This is a genomic window from Allobosea sp. CER48, from assembly GCF_044752385.1.
Taxonomy (GTDB): domain Bacteria; phylum Pseudomonadota; class Alphaproteobacteria; order Rhizobiales; family Beijerinckiaceae; genus Allobosea.
This window is the reverse complement of sequence record NZ_JBIWYK010000637.1, coordinates 1-1,464: the sequence shown is the minus strand read 5'-3', so window position 1 is coordinate 1,464 and position 1,464 is coordinate 1. Positions and strand designations below refer to the sequence as shown.

Genomic DNA, 1,464 nt, shown 5'->3' with positions numbered 1-1,464 from the left:
CGACGGCGCGATCTTCGTCGCCGCGCTCTTCGTCCTGCCGCCCGACAAGATCGCGCTCTCAGTGGTCGGGACGGTGGTGATCAACGCGATCCTGGCGATGAACCACAAGCCCGGCCGCTACATGGCGGTCTCCTGACGCAGGCCGCCCCGCCGCTCAGGAGGTTGCGCCACGCCCGTCGTCATGCGAGTCAGCCCGGAGCAATCGACGGGTAGCGAACGGCGAGACGAGACATGGCCCAGCCCCTGACCATCGAAGACCTGCGCATTCTGGCCAAACGCCGCGTGCCGCGCATGTTCTACGATTACGCCGATTCCGGCGCCTGGACCGAGGGCACCTATCGCGCCAACGAGACCGACTTCGCCAAGGTCAAGCTGCGCCAGCGTGTCGCCGTCGACATGACCAACCGCTCGCTGGCCTCCGAGATGATCGGCCAGCCGGTCTCGATGCCGGTCGCGCTCGCCCCCACCGGCCTCACCGGCATGCAGCACGCCGATGGCGAGATCCTCGCGGCCAAGGCCGCCGCCAAGGCCGGCGTGCCCTTCACGCTGTCGACCATGAGCATCTGCTCGATCGAGGACGTGGCGAACCACACCCAGGCACCGTTCTGGTTCCAGCTCTATGTAATGAAGGACCGGGACTTCATCGCCCGTCTCATCCAGCGCGCCAGGAAGGCAGGCTGCTCGGCGCTGGTGCTGACGCTCGACCTGCAGATCCTCGGCCAGCGCCACAAGGACATCCGCAACGGCCTTTCCGCGCCGCCAAAGCCGACCCTCGCCAACCTGATCAACCTCGCCTTCAAGCCACGCTGGTGCCTGAAGATGCTGGACACGCCGCGCCGGCAGTTCGGCAACATCGTCGGCCATGTCACCGGCGTCGCCGACATGTCCTCGCTCTCCAACTGGACCGCCAGCCAGTTCGACCCACAGCTCAACTGGGACGACATCAAGTGGATCAAGGACCAGTGGGGCGGCAAGCTCATCCTGAAGGGCATTCTGGACCCTGAAGACGCCGAGATGGCCGCCAAGAGCGGCGCCGACGCGCTCATCGTCTCGAACCATGGCGGCCGCCAACTCGACGGCGCGCTCTCCTCGATCGAGGCCCTGCCCGGCATCGTCGAGCAGGTCGGCAACCGAATCGAAGTGCTGTTCGACGGCGGCATCCGCTCGGGGCAGGATGTGCTCAAGGCGATCGCGCTCGGGGCCAAGGGCACCTTCATCGGCCGCGCTTTCCTCTACGGGCTCGGCGCGATGGGCGAGCAGGGCGTCACCGCCGCGCTCGACATCATCCGCAAGGAGCTCGACGTCACCATGGCGCTCTGCGGGCTGCGCGACATCAAGGATGTCGACGAGCGCATCCTCGTCGGTGGCCGCGCGGGCGCGATCAAGCGGCTGGCGAGCTGACAGGGCCGGCTGCTCCGGAGGCCCGGCTCGGAAACCGCCCACGCGGCGTGACACGCACCACGG

General features: G+C 67.6%; 1 protein-coding gene. It reads left to right on the top strand.

Annotation, left to right across the window (positions count from 1 at the left end; all coding sequences use genetic code 11):
* Window positions 1-231: 231 nt before the first annotated feature.
* A complete protein-coding gene (locus ACIPIA_RS16195; protein WP_400511000.1) occupies window positions 232-1,401 on the top strand; it encodes an alpha-hydroxy acid oxidase in 1,170 nt (389 codons plus the stop codon).
* The last annotated feature ends 63 nt before the right edge of the window (window positions 1,402-1,464 follow it).

What these genes read in the sequence shown, in the direction of transcription:
- ACIPIA_RS16195 (WP_400511000.1), top strand. Translation starts at nt 232, where the DNA reads ATGGCCCAGCCCCTGACCATCGAAGACCTGCGCATTCTGGCCAAACGC.